19 protein-coding genes and 1 tRNA gene are annotated in these 18,298 nt (G+C 58.9%); 14 read left to right on the top strand and 6 right to left on the bottom strand.

Features of this window, described 5'->3' with window-relative positions; translation table 11 throughout:
- The 9 genes from BM063_RS07350 to BM063_RS07395 all read left to right on the top strand — a co-directional run.
- Positions 1 to 233, top strand: a 233-nt coding sequence (locus tag BM063_RS07350; RefSeq protein ID WP_177199040.1) for a transposase, incomplete at its 5' end; no start/stop codon positions are given.
- Positions 234 to 1,768: 1,535 nt separating this feature from the next.
- A complete protein-coding gene (locus tag BM063_RS07360) occupies positions 1,769 to 2,725 on the top strand; it encodes an ROK family glucokinase (RefSeq protein WP_092037601.1) in 957 nt (318 codons plus the stop codon).
- Positions 2,726 to 2,767: 42 nt separating this feature from the next.
- Positions 2,768 to 3,643, top strand: coding sequence for an RNase adapter RapZ (rapZ, locus tag BM063_RS07365; protein WP_281246688.1), 876 nt, complete (start codon positions 2,768 to 2,770; stop codon positions 3,641 to 3,643).
- A 14-nt stretch (positions 3,644 to 3,657) separates the two neighbouring features.
- Positions 3,658 to 4,659 (top strand): gluconeogenesis factor YvcK family protein, encoded by a 1,002-nt coding sequence (locus tag BM063_RS07370; protein ID WP_092037455.1) that lies wholly within the window; start codon positions 3,658 to 3,660, stop codon positions 4,657 to 4,659.
- Between the two features lie 15 nt (positions 4,660 to 4,674).
- On the top strand, positions 4,675 to 5,625 hold the full coding sequence (gene whiA / locus BM063_RS07375; RefSeq protein ID WP_092037457.1) for a DNA-binding protein WhiA: 951 nt from the start codon (positions 4,675 to 4,677) through the stop codon (positions 5,623 to 5,625).
- Positions 5,626 to 5,691: 66 nt separating this feature from the next.
- Positions 5,692 to 5,952 (top strand): HPr family phosphocarrier protein, encoded by a 261-nt coding sequence (locus BM063_RS07380; RefSeq protein WP_092037459.1) that lies wholly within the window; start codon positions 5,692 to 5,694, stop codon positions 5,950 to 5,952.
- A gap of 20 nt (positions 5,953 to 5,972) precedes the next feature.
- Positions 5,973 to 6,335 carry a YhjD family protein gene (locus BM063_RS07385; protein ID WP_092037461.1) on the top strand — a complete coding sequence of 121 codons (363 nt, stop codon included), beginning with the start codon at positions 5,973 to 5,975 and terminating at the stop codon, positions 6,333 to 6,335.
- Positions 6,336 to 6,497: 162 nt separating this feature from the next.
- Positions 6,498 to 7,718: a hypothetical protein gene (locus BM063_RS07390; RefSeq protein ID WP_092037463.1), complete on the top strand. Its 1,221-nt coding sequence runs from the start codon at positions 6,498 to 6,500 to the stop codon at positions 7,716 to 7,718.
- Positions 7,719 to 7,836: 118 nt separating this feature from the next.
- On the top strand, positions 7,837 to 8,187 hold the full coding sequence (locus tag BM063_RS07395) for a TM2 domain-containing protein (protein ID WP_218154423.1): 351 nt from the start codon (positions 7,837 to 7,839) through the stop codon (positions 8,185 to 8,187).
- 66 nt (positions 8,188 to 8,253) lie between these two features.
- Here the strand turns inward: BM063_RS07395 and BM063_RS07400 are convergent, their stop codons facing one another.
- Together BM063_RS07400 and BM063_RS17230 are read right to left on the bottom strand one after the other, a co-directional pair.
- Positions 8,254 to 9,426: a S8 family peptidase gene (locus tag BM063_RS07400; protein WP_092037465.1), complete on the bottom strand. Its 1,173-nt coding sequence runs from the start codon at positions 9,424 to 9,426 to the stop codon at positions 8,254 to 8,256.
- A 291-nt stretch (positions 9,427 to 9,717) separates the two neighbouring features.
- The gene (locus tag BM063_RS17230; RefSeq protein ID WP_143085270.1) at positions 9,718 to 10,365 is read right to left on the bottom strand and encodes a hypothetical protein; all 648 of its coding nucleotides are present in this window, start codon (positions 10,363 to 10,365) and stop codon (positions 9,718 to 9,720) included.
- A gap of 277 nt (positions 10,366 to 10,642) precedes the next feature.
- On the opposite strand from BM063_RS17230, the gene lpdD reads away from it, so the two are divergent.
- Together lpdD and BM063_RS07415 are read left to right on the top strand one after the other, a co-directional pair.
- A complete protein-coding gene (lpdD, locus tag BM063_RS07410; RefSeq protein WP_177199041.1) occupies positions 10,643 to 10,996 on the top strand; it encodes a prenylated flavin chaperone LpdD in 354 nt (117 codons plus the stop codon).
- Between the two features lie 142 nt (positions 10,997 to 11,138).
- Entirely contained in the window at positions 11,139 to 11,684 is a 546-nt protein-coding gene (locus BM063_RS07415; RefSeq protein WP_245752147.1) for a hemerythrin domain-containing protein, read from the top strand.
- Between the two features lie 56 nt (positions 11,685 to 11,740).
- Here BM063_RS07415 and BM063_RS07420 read toward each other — a convergent pair whose 3' ends face one another.
- Positions 11,741 to 12,448, bottom strand: a complete 708-nt coding sequence (locus tag BM063_RS07420) for a Crp/Fnr family transcriptional regulator (RefSeq protein ID WP_092037468.1) — start codon at positions 12,446 to 12,448, stop codon at positions 11,741 to 11,743.
- Between the two features lie 164 nt (positions 12,449 to 12,612).
- Here BM063_RS07420 and BM063_RS07425 point away from each other — a divergent pair, with 164 nt between their 5' ends.
- The gene (locus BM063_RS07425) at positions 12,613 to 13,350 is read left to right on the top strand and encodes a YwiC-like family protein (protein ID WP_245752148.1); all 738 of its coding nucleotides are present in this window, start codon (positions 12,613 to 12,615) and stop codon (positions 13,348 to 13,350) included.
- Here BM063_RS07425 and BM063_RS07430 read toward each other — a convergent pair.
- Positions 13,313 to 14,020 carry a Crp/Fnr family transcriptional regulator gene (locus BM063_RS07430; protein WP_092037472.1) on the bottom strand — a complete coding sequence of 236 codons (708 nt, stop codon included), beginning with the start codon at positions 14,018 to 14,020 and terminating at the stop codon, positions 13,313 to 13,315. The genes BM063_RS07425 and BM063_RS07430 overlap by 38 nt on opposite strands.
- A 224-nt stretch (positions 14,021 to 14,244) precedes the next feature.
- Here BM063_RS07430 and BM063_RS07435 point away from each other — a divergent pair, with 224 nt between their 5' ends.
- Entirely contained in the window at positions 14,245 to 15,342 is a 1,098-nt protein-coding gene (locus tag BM063_RS07435; protein WP_092037474.1) for a TIGR04053 family radical SAM/SPASM domain-containing protein, read from the top strand.
- 214 nt (positions 15,343 to 15,556) lie between these two features.
- Here BM063_RS07435 and clpP read toward each other — a convergent pair whose 3' ends face one another.
- Both clpP and BM063_RS07445 read right to left on the bottom strand, forming a co-directional pair.
- Positions 15,557 to 16,153 (bottom strand): ATP-dependent Clp endopeptidase proteolytic subunit ClpP, encoded by a 597-nt coding sequence (gene clpP, locus BM063_RS07440; RefSeq protein WP_092037476.1) that lies wholly within the window; start codon positions 16,151 to 16,153, stop codon positions 15,557 to 15,559.
- A 219-nt stretch (positions 16,154 to 16,372) separates the two neighbouring features.
- A tRNA-Arg gene (locus BM063_RS07445) sits at positions 16,373 to 16,447 on the bottom strand.
- Between the two features lie 417 nt (positions 16,448 to 16,864).
- Here BM063_RS07445 and rpoN point away from each other — a divergent pair.
- The gene (gene rpoN, locus BM063_RS07450) at positions 16,865 to 18,256 is read left to right on the top strand and encodes an RNA polymerase factor sigma-54 (RefSeq protein WP_245752152.1); all 1,392 of its coding nucleotides are present in this window, start codon (positions 16,865 to 16,867) and stop codon (positions 18,254 to 18,256) included.
- Positions 18,257 to 18,298 lie beyond the last annotated feature (42 nt).

Here is an 18,298-nt window from a genome sequence, read left to right on the forward strand (position 1 = left end):
ACCGTTTAAGTGAAAGGGGCAAACAACTGTATAAACGACGGAGTCAGACCATTGAGCGCAGCTTCGCTGACGCCAAAGAACTTCATGGGCTTCGTTATGCACGCTACAGGGGGCTTGCCAAAGTCAGAGAGCAATGCCTCCTTATTGCCGTGGCTCAAAACATCAAAAAAATGGCCTTGCTCCTCTCGAAGAGAGGAAAAGGCTTTGTGATCCGCCTAATTTACCAAATCTAATTTCCTTTATCTGTTTATTCCCCATAAACATGCAACCCCTGGCGCTTTTCTTGCGAAAAGAGCCAGGGGGTTTGTCATCAATCTCACCGACCGGAAGGTCGGTGCTTCTTTGTTTCGGGAAAGGGCAAGAACCTGGATTGCGTTCCCGTCCACCGATTGCAGGAGGGGCAGAATGATGCGGGCGGCCATGGAGGTTCCGGATCGGCCGCCTGAGGCATGCAGCGGCTGTTCGGGATACATTCCCGGGCACATGGTGTTTGCTTCTTTGAGCGCCCGGAGAATTTCAAGGAAAATCTCAAAACTTCCGCAGATGAGGGCGGCGGGAACCATACCTGTGCCCGGCGATTGCAGGGCGGAGCGGGTGGCCGTCCTGCCGTCCCGGTCCTCTGGATCGGCGCCCTATGTACCGGACAAAGCGGTTTCAGCCGGGGACAGCCTCTCTCCCCGCCGATTCCTGTTTTCGCCGACGAGTTCCCGATGCACACGGGTTGTCTGTGTCCCGGTTGGTTTCTAAATCCTTTGGGTGGCTTGGCGCAGGTTTAGAAAATTGGAGCGGGAAGAAGGGGTTCTGCGTTTGAAGATTTCGCGCTCCGAGTCCAGGAAGGGACGACTGTCCGGAGGATCGGTTTCAGCATCGCAAACCCAGCGGTTCGGCTCATATACGTCATTTTCCCCATCGCTCACCGCGCAGACCCCTTCCGATTCGCAATACCGGCTGTTTGGAAGACACGAAGGTCACGGCGTCAACCATCTGACAAGGGGGATACCCGGTCCATGACGAAGACAACCCATCCGGAAGTGGCCTGTGTAAATCAGGGCGTCTGTCCAATACGCCGCTGCATCAGGGATCGGTGTTGACGCGGGGCCGCTTCCCGAAGGGAAGGCGATGGAAAAATGGGCGGTTGATTTTGTTGGCATGCATCCGGGGCAGCTTCCATGTGAAGAAAACCAGTAACGGGAATATCGGGAAATGGCAATAAGAGGGTGTCACGCTCTCATTCTTCGCGTTGGGCCGGATAAGCCGGTCAACTTGAGCCGCGGGGGATGCCGGGCCTCTTTTCAATTTTTGTTCGGCGGGAGATGATGTGGAGGTTTTGTGATAATACAACCTTCGACAAAAAAGCTTAAATTGTCCCTTTCCGCTGAAGATGGTATGATTAAACCGAGAGTCAAAGGCAAAGAGCAGGACGGAAAGAGGCCGCATTTGACAAAGGATACCGCGCAGCAGGCGGGGGATGACCGCCGGTTAAGAGAAGGGCGGGTTTGAGGAGGAAACCTCCCCGTTGAATCGCGCCCGTCCGAAGAAGCGGGGCAGGCCGCCCGACTGGCTGATCCGGCTTAAGCTACCGACGGCGGGGCGTTTTCCGGGACGGATCGCCCCGGGGCATCGGTGGGGCGGTATGCCGCCTTCGCCGGAGGAGAAGTGGTGCGCGCGTTGAATATCTTTCCAGGGACAAAAGATGTCCAACCTTGACCAAAAATGTCCCGTGACGTATAAAGGGGAAAAAGTCCATCAATACGGGGGATCGAGGGGAATGGAAAAACGTTACATCGGTGTGGATCTCGGCGGAACCAATATCAAGGTCGGTGTGGTGGACCCGGCGGGGAAGCTGTTGTACAAGACGGAACGGCCCACGCGGGCCGAGGAGGGAACGGAGGCGGTGATCCGCCGCATCACCTCCTGCGCCCGGGAAGCGGCGGAGGCGGCGGGCGCCTCCTGGGACCAGATTGCCGGCGTCGGGGTGGGCCTGCCCGGTTTTCTGGACATTCCCCGGGGGGTTGTCAAGCGGTTGACCAATCTGCCCTGGGAGAACGTTCCGATCCGGGACCTGTTGGAAAAAGCCTGGGAGCGGCCCGTGATGATCGACAATGACGCCAATGTCGCCGCCCTCGGTGAAGCCTGGAGCGGCGCGGGGGCGGGGGTTTCCGATCTGGTCTGCATCACGCTGGGAACGGGAGTGGGAGGCGGTGTGATTGCCGGCGGCCGTCTGGTGCATGGCGTCGGCGGCGCCGCCGGGGAGATCGGGCACATCCGGATGGAGGAAGGCGGCGCCCCCTGCGGATGCGGCCAGCGGGGCTGCCTGGAGACCATCGCCTCCGCCACCGGCATCGTCCGCATGGCAAAGGAAATGGTGGCCTCCGGCCGGAAGACCGCCCTGGCCGAAGCGGCGCGGGCGGGCACCCTCTCTTCCCGGGATGTGTTCCGGGAAATGGAGGCGGGGGATTCCGTCGCCCGGGAAGTGGTCGAGCGGGCGACCGATGCCCTGGCAAGGGCGATGGCCACCCTTTCCGTCGTCCTCAATCCGGCCCGCTTCATCATCGGCGGAGGCGTGGCCCGGGCCGGGGACTCCCTGTTCCGCCCCCTTCGGGAGGCGTACAAGAAGCACGCGCTGCCCTCCGCGGCCGAGGGCGTGTCCATCGTTCCCGCCCAGTTGGGAAACGATGCAGGGGTGATCGGAGCGGCCGGTCTCGTTGCTCGCAGGGGCGATTGAAACATATAATAAAAAGAAGCGGAGGAAGAAGGGGGTGGTGGAGTGGACGCGGGGAAAGGCATCAATCTGGTCGTGATCACGGGCATGTCGGGCGCGGGCAAAACCGTGGCCGTGCAGAGCCTGGAGGATCTCGGGTTTTTTTGCATCGACAACCTGCCGCCCATTCTGCTGCCCAAGTTTGTGGAGCTTTTGGAGCAGTCGAAGGGAAAGCTGCGGAAAGCCGCGTTGGTGATCGATCTCAGGGGCCGGGAATTTTTTTCTTCCCTGTTTGAGTCGCTGGACACCTTGGAGAAGCACCACGGGATTCATTACCAGATCCTTTTCCTGGAAGCCAGCGACCAGGTCCTGGTGCGGCGGTACAAGGAGACCCGCCGCCGCCATCCTTTGTCCCGGGACGGAACGCCCCTGGACGGGATCTTGCAGGAACGGAAATTGCTCGAGGAGATCAAAGGACGGGCCCATCACATCATCGACACCAGCCATCTGAAACCGAACCAGCTGAAGGAAAAACTGGCCGCCCGGTTCGGCCAGTCGGGACGGGAGAGGATGACGGTCACGTTCCTTTCCTTCGGATTCAAATACGGGGTTCCCATCGACGTGGATCTGGTCTTCGACGTCCGTTTTCTTCCCAATCCCCACTATGTGAAATCCCTTCGCCCGCACACCGGAAAGGATTCGGATGTGTACGAGTACGTGATGAAATGGGAACAAACCAAGCAATTCATCGACAAGTTGACGGATCTTTTGTCTTTCCTCCTTCCCCATTATCATCGGGAAGGAAAAACCCAGCTGGTGGTGGGGATCGGGTGCACGGGGGGAAAACACCGTTCGGTGGCCATCGCGGAGCATCTTTCCCGGGTTTTCAGCGAAAGGGAAAGCTGTCGGGTCGCGCATCGGGACATCGATAAGGATGCGTAAATGAGGTGTCGAGGATGAAAGAATACCCGAGGGGGGAATCCCGCCGTCCTCATATCGTGGCGATCGGCGGAGGGACGGGGCTGCCGGTTTTGTTGCGCGGGCTGAAGAAGGCCCCCGTCGATATCACCGCCGTCGTGACGGTGGCGGACGATGGGGGAAGTTCCGGTCGCCTCCGCAACGATATGCAAATGCCCCCTCCCGGTGATGTGCGCAATGTGCTCATCGCTCTGGCGGACACGGAACCCCTGTTGGAGCAGGTCCTGCAACACCGGTTCACCAACGGGGACGGGCTGGCGGGTCACGCGCTGGGCAACCTGATGTTGGCCGCACTGAAGGAGATAACCGGCGATTTCACCCAGGCCATCGAGGAGATGAGCCGCGTGCTGGCCGTCCGGGGACAGGTTTTGCCGGCCAGTTCCCAGGACGTGGTCCTCCTGGCCGAGATGACCGACGGCACCATCATCCGCGGCGAATCGCAGATCCCCAAATCGGGGAAAAAAATCCGTCGCGTCTTTCTTCATCCGCCCCAACCCGATCCCCACGACGACGCCCTCGACGCCATCGCCGGGGCGGACGCCATCGTTATCGGCCCGGGAAGCCTTTACACCAGCATTTTGCCCAATCTGCTGGTGAGGGGGATGGCCGAGGCGATACGGGCATCTTCGGCCGTCAAGCTCTACATCTGCAACGTGATGACCCAACCGGGGGAAACCGACGGTTTCACCGCCTCGGATCACGTCCGGGCGATCTACGATCACGTCGGGGACCGCTTTTTTGACACGGTGATCGTCAACAATGCGGTGCCGCCGCCGTCGATCCGGCGAAAATACGCCGCGAAAGGGGCGGAAACCGTTCTGCCGGATGTCGATCGCCTCCAGAAATTGGGATGTCACGTCATCGCCGACAATCTTTTGCTGTACGGTCGCGATTCCTACCTGCGTCACGATGCGGACCGCCTTTGCCGCCACATCCTCGAACAGGTGCGGGACAGGAAACGCCGCCGCTGCAGCGGATAGAGAAGAGGTGCCCCCATGTCTTCCTTTGCCGCCCAAACGAAAAACGAGCTGGCCCGGGTTGAAGCCCCCCCTTGCTGCCAGAGGGCGGAGCTTTCCGCCCTGGTGCGGATCAACGGAACGATTTCGCTTCACCGCCGCTCCATCGTGTTGGATGTGTCCACGGAAAACGCCGCCATCGCCCGTCACATCTTCACCCTGATCAAGCGATTGTACGGAGTTCACCCGGAGGTTTTCGTCCGCAAAAAGGTTCGCCTGAAGAAGAACAATGTGTACTTCAACCGCCTCACCGCGGATGCCAAGCGGGTGCTGCTCGATCTGAAGATCCTGCAGGAGGGGGAAAGGCTGACGCAGACCGAGGGCATCGACCCCGAACTGATCAAGTCCCTCTGCTGCCGCCGCTCCTATCTGCGCGGGGCGTTCATGGCCAGCGGATCCGTGAACAATCCCGACAGCGGCTCCTATCACCTGGAGATTGTCACCACCTATCAGGATCACGCCGAGGCCATCTGCCGGCTGATGAACCGGTTTCACCTTCACGCCAAGGTGATCGAGCGGAAGAAGGGATACGTGATCTATGTCAAGGAAGGGGACAAGATCGGCGAATTTCTCAGCATCATCGGGGCGCATCAATCCCTTCTCCAATTTGAAGACGTCCGGATCATGAAGGACATGCGCAATTCGGTCAACCGGCTCGTCAACTGCGAAACGGCCAACCTGAACAAGACGATTCAGGCGGCGATGCGCCAGATTGAGAACATCCGATTGATCGACCGGGAGCTGGGTCTGGACCAACTGCCCGCCCGGTTGCGGGAGATCGCCGAGGTGCGGCTGAAGCATCCCGAGATCACCCTGACGGAATTGGGACAGATGTTGCCCAGCGGAAAAGTGAGCAAATCGGCGGTCAATCACCGGCTGCGGAAGCTGGACGAAATCGCCAGGCAGCTGCGCCGCCACACGGAAGGTTAACCGTCCCGGCCACTTCAACCGGGTTCACATAACATTTTGCAAGCACCCAAAGAGGAGGAAAATGAAATGGTGGAAAAGCGCGTTGTCGTCAAATTGCAAACCGGTCTTCATGCCCGTCCGGCCGCCCTGTTCGTCCAGGAGGCGAACAAGTACGCTTCGGAAATTTTCGTCCAAAAGGGAGACAAAAAGGTGAATGCCAAGAGCATCATGGGGATCATGAGCCTCGCCGTGGCGAAGGGAACGGAAATCGTCATTTCCGCCGACGGCCCCGACGCCGAAAAAGCGGTTGAAGCACTCGCGGAAATGGTCAACAAGGAAGAGGTCTAAGAGTTGGAGGAGAGCCGGAAGTGGCGAGAAATGCCATCAACTCCTATGCAGAGATCATGGATTGGATCGAGGATCTGGTTTCGATGGAGACTCTCAAGAAAGCGATCCGGCACGACATCGCGGCATTGTCCGAAGTGAACCTGCTCATGCGCGAACCCATTCACCTGATGTACCTGCGCGCGCTGGACAAAGTGAATCAGCAGCTGCAGGAAGTCCGGAGCAAATTGGGTTCCACGGGCGTGAAAATCGTCAACATCGAACAGAAGGAAGACAGTTGCGAAGTGGTTGTCCGCATCAGCAACAACGATTTTCACTATCCCTTTCTCAACGAGCACATCCGGGCGAAGTGCTCGGAGAAATTCCGCCTCTATTGCCGAATGTAGAGGCGGGACAAGCGCATATCGGCGGGAGCCCTTTAGATTTGTGCGCCTCTTCGGCGCCAATCTTTTTTTTAATATTTTGTGGCGTTTTTTCTTTGGGGGTTGATCTTTTTTCCCTTGAGGGAGCACGATGGAAAAAGGATGAAGGGGAGGAGGGCGTATTATATGCTGAGATTTTTTGTCCATGTTTCCTTCCTGTTTTTTTCGCTGGTGGCTTTAACCGGGGCTTGGATGCGCTATTACCCCTTTGCCCCCGGGACCTCCATCCCTTATTCCCACGTGCTCCACGCCCATTCCCACTTCGCCCTTCTGGGCTGGGCCTTTATGGGCTGCTTTGTGCTTTTTCTGCACTTCTTCTGGGAGCGCATTCGCCATAAAAAGCAGGCCATCCTGGCGGCTTCGGCGATGGCCGGGATTTCCCTGGCGATGTTGTTCGCCTTTTTGTATCAGGGTTACGGACCGCTGTCCATCGCCGTATCCACTTTGCACATTTTTGCGGAGTATTGGGCGGCCTTCATCTTTTACCGGACCGTCAGAGAAAACCCCGCCTTCTCCGAAATCGGGGGGACGTTTATCAAGGGTTCCTTGGCTTTCCTCCTCCTCTCTTCCGCCGGCCCCTTTTCCCTCGCCTTTATCGCCGCCCGCGGAATGAAGGAGACGCCCTGGTACGACATGGCCATCTATTTTTATTTGCACTTCCAATACAACGGGTGGCTTCTGCTGTTTTTGATCGGGATGTTCGTCCTATGGCTTCGGAGAAAAGCGGTTCCCTTTGACGCCGGGGGAACGAAGGCCGCCTTCTGGATGTATGTCATCGCATTGTTTCCGGGGTATTTTCATTCCATCCTGTGGATGGAGCCGGGGAAATTCGTGGAGGGGCTGGCCGTCGCCGCGGGCGTGGTCCAGTTTGTCGCCGTGCTCCTCCTTTTCCGGTCCTTCAGGGGAAGCTGGCGCCATCTCCGAAGGAAGTGTCCCGGTCCGGTCAACGCCGGTCTCCTTTTGACGATGCTTGCGCTCTTGGTCAAAAGCGCCCTGGAGCTGGGTCTCCTCTTGCCGGGATTGACCGACCTCGTCTACGACACCCGGAGCGTGGTGATCGGTTATCTGCATCTCACGCTGCTGGGATTTGTCAGCTTTTTCATCCTGATCCAATACATCATGGCGGGAATCTGGGAGGCGGACAAACAGGCCGTGCATGGGATTTCCGTCTTTTATGCCGGATTTTTGCTGAATGAGCTCCTCCTGTTTATGATGGGTTTGGCGGAATGGATCGAAGCGCCGCAACTTCCCTTCCGTCTGGAAGGGCTCCTCCTGGCCGGCCTGATGCTCCTGGCGGGGATCCTTCTGATGTGGCGGAGCTTCGCCCGGGGCGGTTCCGGGATCTGAAGGGAGAACAGCGGAAAAAGTTATTCATTTTTAGATTTTACTTGTCATTGATCAAGTTTCTTATCTATAATGATCTGGAAAACATGCGAATTGATCTTAATTTATAGGAGGAATGTAAATGTCTAATTTGGCGCTGAAACAGCAGTTGAACCAACACCAGTTGTCGATGGTTCAGAGTGAGATGGAACACAAGATGAAGTCGATGGCGGTCGCATACTTATTGGCCATTTTTCTGGGATATTTCGGTGCGCACCGGTTTTATGTCAGAAAGACGGGCACGGCCGTCACTCAACTGGTGCTCTTCCTCCTCGGGGTTGTGACCGCGATCTTTTTGGTTGGGTTCGTGTTTCTCTTCATTGTCGGGTTCTGGGTTTTAATCGACCTGTTTTTGCTCCATGGCCAAGTAAACCGTTTGAACGAGGAAATTGAACGGGAGATCATTGAGCAGGTGTTGCGCCAAAGCGCGTGAACGATCGGCTGGGAAAAATGAGCGGAGGGCGGCAGATTTCCGCCCTCCGCTTTGTTTTCAGCGACATCAATAGTTGACCGCCTTGTAGGCGTTGATCCGCCCTTTGCTCCAATAGGTTCCCGTTCCGGAAATCCGATCGGCGGTGTTTTCGATGGCCGCCCGGATTTGCGATGCGCTGCGTCCCTGGGCGTCCAGAAGCCCGGCCAGTCCCGCCACGTGGGGCGTTGCCATCGAGGTGCCGGACAGGCTGGCATAGCTGCTGCCCCTGTAGGTGGAGACGATGTTCACCCCCGGAGCGGCGACATCCACCCAGCTGCTGCCGTAGTTTGAGAAGGACGCCTTGTTGTCGTTGCTGTCGGTGGCGGCCACGGCGATGGCGTTGCTGTAGTACGCCGGGTACGTGGGAAGAGACGTGCCGTTGTTACCGGCGGCGGCCACCACCACAACCCCCTTGTTCCATGCGTAGTCCACGGCGTTTTTCAGGGTGGTGGCACCGACCGAAGCGCCCAGACTGAGGCTGATCACGTCGGCGCCGCTGTCGGCGGCGTGGATGATCCCGTTGGCCACATCATCCAGGGTGCCGGATCCGCTGTTGTTCAACACCCGAACGGCATAGATGGTGGCGTTGGGGGCCATGCCGGCAATCCCCCGGCCGTTGTTGGTGACGGCGGCGGCGATTCCGGCGCAGTGCGTTCCGTGTCCGTTGCCGTCATAGGGATCCCAGTCGTCATCCACAAAGTCGTAACCCCGGACGACTTTTCCGGCCAAGTCGGGATGGTCATATTGAACTCCCGTGTCGATGATGGCGATCCAGGTGTCGCTGCTGCTCCTGGTGACATCCCATGCGGCGGGCGCTTGGACCTTCTGGGGTCCCCACTGCTGGCTGGAGAAATAGGTGTCGTTGGGGATCCACTGGATCCTGTAGATATAGTTGGGCTCCGCATACTCGACGTTGGGATTCTTCTCGTATTCCTTGACCGCTTGCTCCACGGATTTGCCTTCGACCTTCACGACGTCGAAGCCGAGCTTCGTGTTGCGGGAGAGGAGCTTTGCCTCTTCACCCTGGTGCACGGTTTTCATCGCGCTGGCAGATGTGCCCTTTTTGAACTTGACAATTACCTGGTCGGGGGCGTAATCGGGCTTGTCCGCCTGAACGGCCGATTCGGCGCCTGCGGCTTGGGGCTGAATCAGGACGACAGCCAGCACCAGCGAGGCGACGATCGCCAACAGTCGCTTCATGGGGCATGACCTCCTCTGAAGAGTGGGGTTTATCATTCACCCCGGAGGGGGAATGACCGGAAGGCGCATGGTTTTCCTGCGACGGATGGGGATCCTGGCGGGACCGCGCTGTCGTTTCCTGAAGGGATGGCGGGGCGGGCTGGCAGGGGGACTGTTGGTGCGTGGAATCGACGGGAGAGACGGTGAAAGCGAATCAAGAGCAAGAGGTTGGATTATCGGTTGTTTGATGGGTGTCGGGATGGAAATCTATAAATATCAGAATCAAATTCCAATAATCATTTTAATATAGCGTCAAGTAAAAATCAACAATAAATACAGAATATTTATCGTGATCTTGCTGTAAAGCGTTAAAATAGAAAAGCTTCCGTTTTCGAGAATTTTATTCTGCCGCATTGCCGCGGGAAATGGGGGATCTGTAGATTTTAGAAAGTGACTGGGTTTTTGTGAAACAACGGTGAAATCCTTTGGCTGAGAAAAAACGGATTTTTTTCGTTTGTGAAAAAATCCGAGGGCGAAGGGGGATTCGCCGCAAAGTTTGCAGGAGCCGGCGGCTTCTGGGAGGTTATCCGGACAGGAGGGCGACCGCACCTTTTCGGCGCGATGGAAGGTGGATCGGGAAGGACAGATTCCCGCCTCTTTGACGGAAAACTCCGAAGCCGCTTTGCCGGCAGCGGGACGGTTTGCATGCCCCTTTTCGGGGGTTCCATCCGGATGCACGCCGTCAAAGTCCCGACGATGAGGGAACTTACTTAAGCAAAACGCGTTTTTTCCCCGCCTACGGCTTGCAGGCGGTGGTGAAGCCGTTGGAAGGGAAGACCCCGTCATCGCGCCCGTCCAAGTTGTCGGCGTGCCGTTCGTTCTGGATCGAGGGAAAGGCGCGGTCCGCAGGCAAGGCGGAGGAATGACCGCTTTTCGGTTCTTCGCCGGGCGGACGGCCACCGATTCATAACCCCGCCATCCCTCGACAAGGAGGGCGGTGAAACGGACGGTGGGCTGACGATCAAAATCTGCTACAGCAGTTTCAGGTTTTCGGGGTGGCGTGCGGATCTTCGGTTTCCCCCCGTCTTTCCTTGGTTTTGGGGCGATTGGATTTGACATTGGTTGTTCAACAAATGCGCTCCTCAATTTGACACAATTCACAGGCGGGTTTGTTGGTGCCTTTACCATGGAGAAGGCGGCAGGCCGAGAGGAGGGGGATGGGCGGGAGGTGATGGGGGTGTCGATTCGCCCGATTCGCATTCGCCTGCGCGCCGTGCCGATGGGGGACGATCTCGCCCTGTTGATCAGCGGCGGGCGGGAGCATATCGGAGCGGTGGCCACGGCGTATCGGGAAGGCGACGGAGTCAAGGTGGAAACGCACGTCCTTCCGGGGCACCGGGAGGGGGAGTTGGCGGCGGAGACGGCCCGCCTGGCGGCCTTATCCCTGAACTGCACCGTTACCGTGGCCATGGGGATTCATCAGGACGAGGCGACGAGGGAGGAAATCGACCACATCGTCGGGACGGTGCGCCGGCTGGTGGAAAAGGAGCTGGGGCGCAGGGGATTTAGGGACGCGGAAAGCCGTTCATGACGACCGGGCAAGCGGTGCCGGTTTTTCCCGGAGAAAAGGCGGGCCGTCCTTTTCGAACCCGGCGGATTTGTGTGATGTCCGTCACGTTTTTGAAGGTGCCTCCTTCCTAAAATAAAGGCAAACGGACAAGGAGGGAAGGGTGATGGACATCGGACCCGGCTGCGGGATGACGGGGTTCGCCGGCGCTTCCGGTCCCCTCTGCACAGGTTTGGAACGGTTGAAGGGAGAACATCCGCCGCTATTGAAGCGGATGGAGGAGTTGGCGGAATCGGCGCGGGGGATTGCCGCGGATGCCGGAGGCGGAAGGTGGAAGGAGGCCCTGCGCTTCCTGGAGGAAAAGGTTCGCTCCTTCACGGCCGATTTGGATCTCCACTCAAGGCGGGAGGAAGAGGTTCTCTTTCCGATGATGGCCCAATATATCGGACGGGAGACGGGACCCATCGCGGTGATGGAGTACGAACACGAACAAGCCAAGGCACGCCTGTCCGCGTTCCTCTCCGAAGTGGAGCGGCTTGACGGTTCCGCCGGGGCGGGGGACGCCCGGAGGATCGCCGGCGAGGTGGAGGCGGCCGTGCGGATTTTAATGGATCATTTTATGAAGGAGGAAAACGTGCTCTTTCCGATGGCGGAGCGCATCCTGTCCGAGGCGGAAAAGGAAGAGCTGATGGAGAGGATTCAGGCGATTTGACCGAAAGCAGGCGGCGCATCCCGCCGGGGGTGCGCCGCCTGCCATTGACGGGGCAGTCAGAGGACGCACACGTTGCCGGGGCAGCGGCCGTCACAGTGGCAAAACTCTCGGAGTCGGTTTAAATCGTGGATGATCAGCCTGCCGGACCGCATGCTGAGGATGTTTTCCCTTTTCATCCTGCTCAGCATGCGGTTGACGCTTTCCCGGGTGGCGCCGATGAAGTTGGCGAGATCCTGATTGGTCAGCCGCGTGGGGATCAGGATGCCCTCCTCGGTCTCTCTGCCGCAGGTGTTGCAGAGGCGGATCAGGGTGGAAGCGAGCGCCCCGGTTTTGCCGTACACCAGAAGATCGCGCACCTTGGTTTCCAGTATCCGCTGGTTGACGGAGAGCCATTGGATGAACCGGAGGGCCAAATCGGGGTGGCGGAGCATCAGCGCCTCCAGCTCTTCCTTGCGAATGACGCCGAGGAGCGCATCCGTCAAGGTGACGGCGTTGCTCCACTGAAAGGGGGGCGAGAGTGTGCAGGGGTCGCCGACCATGTCGCCGGCGTACTTGAGGGAGAGGGCGATTTCCTCCCCGCTTTCGGTGTTGTTGAAAATCTTGACGATCCCCTCGTGGATGAAGTAGAGGTAATCGGCCTGTTCCTTGTCCTGGAACAGATTGGTGCCGCTTTGCACCCTCTTGGGGGTCATCAGGGAACTCAGCCGCTTCAGCTGCTCCGGTTGGAAATAGTCGACAAACCGACGGGCGGACAGAGCGGTCATGTGGAACCCTCCTCTCCGGCATTTTGCGCGTGGAGAAATTTGATGAAGGTTTTGCGAAACTGTGATATTTGTCACGATCAAGGAACAGGTCCTGGGGTACGATGGGAAACAGAACGGACCCTGCGGCACGGCGAATGCACATTTTGGGGACTGGGGGTTTTATGATGAAACCGATTCTTCCGAGGGAACACGGCGGATGGGCCATGGTATCCGTTCCCTTTCTTCTGGGCATGTTCGTGGGTGGGCCCCAGTGGATGCATCTCCCGCTGTTTTTCGGTTGGTTGTTGTTTTACTTGGCGGCCTACCCCTTCCGCCTGGCGCTGATGCGGCGGAAAGATCGGCGGGACTTTGTCCGCTGGGCGCTGATTTATTGGGCTCTGGGGATGGTTTTTCTGATTCCCCCGCTCGTCTCGGAGCCGTCGCTGCTCTGGGCGGGGCCCGTGTTGGTCGCGCTGTTTTGCGTCAACGGGTGGTATGCGTCCCGGCGCAACGAGCGTTCCTTCATCAACGACCTGTGCGCCATTCTCGCCTTTTCGGTCGGCGGCGCGGCTTCCTATGTGGTCGGGGCGGGGACGTGGGACGCCATGACTCTCTGGGTCGCGGTGACGTGTGTCCTGTACTTTTTGGGGAGCGTCTTTTTTGTCAAGTCGGTGTTTCGGGAGCGCAAGAACGCGGGTTGGTTGAACGCCTCAAAGGGTTACCACCTGTCGCTTTTGATCTTTGCGGCCCTCCTGGAACCCTGGTTTGTCCTTCCCTATGCTTTCCCGACCGTCAGGGCCTTTGCGTGGGGCGGCAAAGCGATCCGGCCGGTCAAGGCGGGAGTCATCGAAATCGTCGGCTCCGTCCTTTTCCTCGCGTTTTCCGTCATCGCCTTTTTCGCCACTCGTCCGCCCACGATTTGAGGGCTTCCACATCCTTGAGAACGATAAGGTTTCGGTTCATCTCCAACACGCCGCGGCGGCGAAGGTCGTTGAGCATGCGGTTGACGCTCTCGCGGGTGGTTCCCGCCATGGCGGCCAGATCCTGGTGCGTGACGGGAAGATGAAGCACCACCGCCCCGTCCCGGTCGGTTCCGTGGGCTTCGGCCAGACGCAGGAGGATGGAGCAGATGCGGTGGCGCACATCCTGAAAGGTGAGTTCCTGCAGCTTTTCCTGCAGTTCGCGGATTTTCGCCCCCATAACCCGCAGCACCTTCACCGCGATGGTGGGCGTGGACAGCAAAAGTTGCTCGAAGGAATGAATGGGAATCGCGAAAACGCGGGTGGGTTTGACGGTTTCGGCGTTGGCGGGGTAGGGACTCTGGTCGAAGAAGCCCGTGTGGGGAAACATGTCCCCCTTCGTCAGCAGGGAGACGATCTGTTCGTTTCCGTTGGCATCCACCTTGAAGGCCTTGACGAGTCCGTCGACGATGAAGTAGACGGCTTCGCGCGGGCTTCCCTCCGCGAAGATGAGGTTTTTTTTCGGAAAGGAGCGCGGGATGGCGATGGCGGCGATCCGCTTCAGTTCCTCGTCGGTAAGGTCGCGAAACAGCGGCACGTTCCGGAGAAGAGGGATCAGTTGAGACACGTCCATCACCCCGATGAAACAGATTTGGGCAGGGGGCAACGCTCGGCGTCGAAGGATTTTGGCTGAAGGGCAGATGTCCGTTCATGGCGAGGTGCTTGGTTTCATTGTACCCCAACCCTCCGGGGGAGAGTGTGACGAACTTCATACCGCATTTCCAAAGACTTTGTTACGTTGTGAACAAACAGGGTTTTCTTGCCGCGGCGCCGTTATCCCTTTAAAGGAGGAAGCCGTTGATGGATTTTCAGCAATCCCCCTTTTTGGTCATTTGGGAAGTGACCCGTGCCTGCGCCCTCAAATGCCTTCACTGCCGGGCGGAGGCGCAATATCGCCGCGATCCCCGCGAGCTGACGACGGAAGAGGGGAAAGCCCTGATCCGGGAAATTCGCGATTTGGGCGCTCCCTTGCTGGTCTTCACCGGCGGCGATCCGCTGATGCGGGAGGACCTCTTTGAGCTGGCCGAATACGCCAAAGGACAAGGACTGATCGTTTCGCTCACGCCCAGCGCCACTCCGCGGGTGACGGAGAAGGCGATGCGCCGGGCCATGGAGGTGGGGCTCGACCGGTGGGCCTTCAGTCTCGACGGATCGACAGCGGCGATCCATGACGCTTTCCGCGGCACCTCCGGGTCCTACGATTTGACCATGCGCGCCATCGGCATGTTGCGCAAACTGGGGATGCCGCTGCAGATCAACACCACCGTCAGCCGGTACAATCTCGCCGATCTGCCCAACATCGCCCGTTTGCTCGAAGGAATGGGCATCGTGCTTTGGAGCGTTTTTTTCCTCGTGCCCACCGGCCGCGGCAAGGCGGATGACATGATCACCGCCGACGAGCATGAGCGGGTTTTCCACTGGCTGGCCGATCTTTCCGAGCGCGTTTCCTTCGACATCAAGACGACGGAGGCTCCCCCCTACCGCCGGGTGGTGATGCAGCGGGGAAAAGGCCAAGTTTTCGGAGCATCCGACGTTCCCCCGTGGGCGGCGGGGCGTCAGCGGCAACTGCGGGCGCCGCGCGCCGTCAACGACGGCAATGGATTCGCCTTCGTTTCCCACATCGGCGACGTGTATCCCAGCGGTTTTTTGCCGATCGCCTGCGGGAACGTGCGGGAGCGCTCCCTATCGGAGATCTATCGGAAGCACCCGACCTTTGTCGCCCTGCGCGACCCGGAGCGGCTGAAGGGGAAATGCGGGGTGTGCGAGTTCCGTTTCGTCTGCGGAGGCTCCCGGGCCCGTGCCTACGCCGTGACCGGCGATCCCCTGGAAAGCGATCCGACATGCGCCTATGTGCCCCGGCGATGGTCGCGGCGGGCGGCGGTGGATTCCCCCTGAACAACCTCCTCTGCCTGTGCCGTCATGCCGGGTGCGGGGCCGACCGCGTTCCGCCGAGGCCGATCGGGGCCTCGTTTCGGGCGGAGGCCGGTTTCCGATCGCCATCCTGGCGGGGACGGGGTGAGGGCATTCTTGATGAACGCCTGGAAGAAAGACCTTTGGCATCAGAAAACCCGGCCGTGAACGGCCGGGTTTGGAGCGCCATCCAGGGTGATCACGGGCGCTTCGGGGGATGGTCGAGCACCTTGTCGATGATTCCGTATTCCTTGGCTTCCTCGGCGGTCATGAAATAATCGCGGTCCGTGTCCTTTTCGATTTTTTCCAGCGGCTGGCCGGTGTGTTCGGACAGCAGCCTGTTCAGTCGATCCCGCAGCCGAAGGATCCGCTTGGCCCGGATCTCGATGTCCGTGGCCTGTCCCTCCGCCCCGCCCAGGGGCTGGTGAATCATCACTTCGCTGTTGGGAAGGGCAAAGCGTTTTCCCTTGGCACCTGCGGAGAGCAGGAAGGCCCCCATGGAAGCGGCCAAACCGACGCAGATGGTTTGCACGTCGGGTTTGACATGTTGCATCGTGTCGTAGATGGCCATGCCCGCGCTGATGGATCCGCCGGGGGAGTTGATGTACAGATAGATGTCCTTGTTCGGATCTTCGGCGGCCAAAAAGAGGAGCTGGGCAACCACGAGGTTGGCCACCTGGTCGTTGATGGGGGTGCCCAAGAGAATGATCCGGTCCTTGAGAAGACGGGAGTAGATATCGTAGGATCGTTCGCCGCGACTGGTTTGTTCAATGACGATGGGAATCAGTGTAGACATGGGTTGCTTCCTCCTTGGGGTGAAGTGAGGCTGAGACAAACCCTGCGCGTAAGGGGATGCCCTTCGCCCGCCCCGTCCGGGGCGTCGATCGGGTAGCTTTTTTCCCGCTTTGTCATCGCCTCACTATCATCATATCGCTAAAGATCAAAAAAGGTCAAGATTCAATGAAACAAAAAGACAAGCGGCAGCCGATCGATCGGCTGCTGCTTTGCTCCAATGTGGTGCGCCTACCAGGATTCGAACCTGGGCACCTGGTTCCGGAGACCAGCGCTCTATCCCCTGAGCTATAGGCGCATGCCGTAACCTTTGACGGGTAACATTATAGCGGATCTCGGGAGAAAATGCAAGGGGAAATTTATTGCCGGGAGAATTCCCCCTGCCATGTATTATTTTATCCAACCTCGCCCTTTTCATCAAGGGGTTCCGGGGAGGCTTCCGCCGGCGGGGTTCATCGGTGGACGGTCCGCCGGGGCGAAAAGGCGTTTCAGAAGAATCGGCGGGGGAATGTGACGGTTTTTGTGGTAAAATGAAAGATGAAACGCACAGCGGACCCGCGGTTTCCGGCCGGCGGCGCCGAAGAATGTGGACATGGCCGCCCGGCTTCATCCCGGGGAATTTCAGCGGCGGGATTTTTCCTCAAGTCGAAAAAGAGCGAATAATCAATCCGGATGTCGGTTGAACGGATGCCGAACTCGCGCGGAGGTGGGAAAGGTGGCCTTGCAAATCAGTTACGGTCTGATTCAGGAGCAACGGATGAAACTGGTGATGACGCCGGAACTGCGGCAGGCGATCCAGTTGCTCCAGCTCTCCGCGGCGGATTTGGAGCAGTATATTCAGGAGCAGTTGGCGGAAAATCCGGTGTTGGAAATTGCCGAATCGGGCGAAGAAGGGGGAGGGGAGGCGGACATTTCCCTGCTGAACGCCGATCCGGCGGAATGGATGGCGTACGTCCGGGACGGCGGGAGGAGGGAACGGGGAGTCTCCGATGGGGAGGCGGAAAGGTTTTCCTTCGAAAATTTGGCGGCTCCGTCGGAGTCTCTGGCGGAGGCGTTGGAGTTCCAGCTTCGCTTCCTGCCGCTGGACTCCGTCACCCGGACCCTGTGCCTCCACTTGATCGGAAATCTGGACGACAGCGGGTATCTGAGGATCGATGCCGCTTCCCTGTGTAAACGCTTTAATGTGGACTTGCAGGCCTTTGATCGGGCTCTCAAGGTGCTTCAATCCCTGGAACCGGCGGGGGTGGGCGCCCGTTCCCTGTCGGAGTGTCTTCGGCTTCAGTTGCTGCGGGAGGATCCCCCGGACGAGGTGGCCCTCAGGATCGCCGAAAGCCACCTTCCCGACGTGGCGGAGGGACGGATTCGCAAGATCGCCCGTCAATTGGGCTGTGATATTCGGCGTGTGCAAGAGGCGATCGACCGGTTGAAGCGCCTGAATCCCCGGCCGGGAATGGCCTATGCCTCCTCCGCACCCCATTATGTGTTGCCGGATGTCTGCGTGGAGCGGGTGAACGGAGAATACGTGGTCCTGGTCAATGAGGGGTTTTTGCCCCGTCTCACCGTGAACGACCGGTATCAGCGCATGCTGGCGGACGGCGGGGAGCAGGCCCGCCAGGCGGCGGACTATCTTAGGAACTGGTTTCAGTCGGCGGTTTGGCTCGTCCGGGGGATCGAGCAGCGGCGTCAAACCCTGTACCGGGTGACCCAGGTGATCGTTGAGAAGCAGCGGGCCTTTTTGGATCACGGCGTGGACTGCCTGAAACCGCTCACCCTGCGGGAAGTGGCGGAGGAGCTGGGAATGCACGAGTCCACCGTGAGCCGTGCCACCCAAAACAAGTACGTGCAAACCCCGCGCGGCCTCTTTTCCTTCCGGTATTTCTTCCCTTCCGGCGTCGACTCCAGCTCGGGCGGCGCGTCGGCCAAAAGCGTGAAAAAGCGCATTTCGGAATGGATTTCGGGGGAAGATAAACAAAAACCCCTGTCGGATCAACAGATCGCCGACCTTCTCCGCGCAGAAGGGATTCGGATCTCCCGCCGGACCGTGGCCAAATACCGGGAAGAGCTCGGGATTCCCTCCTCGATGGCCCGGCGGAGGTACGACGGTTGATCGCCCCGTCATCCGGTTTGTGACAATTCGGGGAACCTTTGT

Origin of the sequence: Planifilum fulgidum (assembly GCF_900113175.1) — a bacterium.
In the GTDB taxonomy this organism is placed as follows: domain Bacteria; phylum Bacillota; class Bacilli; order Thermoactinomycetales; family DSM-44946; genus Planifilum; species Planifilum fulgidum.